The following is a 229-nucleotide window of genomic DNA, read 5'->3' on the forward strand; positions in this document are numbered from 1 at the left end:
GAGCTTGAGCGCCAGCGCGGGTGTTTTCCGCGTGCGACGCGGCACCGCGGGGACGGCTCGACCCACGATGTGACGGTATGGTGCTCGAACGATTATCTGGGCATGGGCCAGCATCCGGACGTGGTCGCGGCAATGCACGAGGCGATCGACAAATGCGGCACGGGCGCCGGCGGCACGCGCAACATTTCGGGCACCAATCATGGCCATGTGAAGCTCGAAGAGGAACTGG

At 65.1% G+C, this 229-nt stretch carries 1 protein-coding gene; it reads left to right on the forward strand.

Going from position 1 to position 229, the window contains the following annotated elements; genetic code table 11:
* Nucleotides 1–229, forward strand: a 229-nt coding sequence (locus tag DEM25_RS17440; RefSeq protein ID WP_120222799.1) for an aminotransferase class I/II-fold pyridoxal phosphate-dependent enzyme, incomplete at both ends; no start/stop codon positions are given.

The organism is Oceaniradius stylonematis (assembly GCF_003149475.2).
Lineage (GTDB): Bacteria > Pseudomonadota > Alphaproteobacteria > Rhizobiales > Rhizobiaceae > Roseitalea > Roseitalea stylonematis.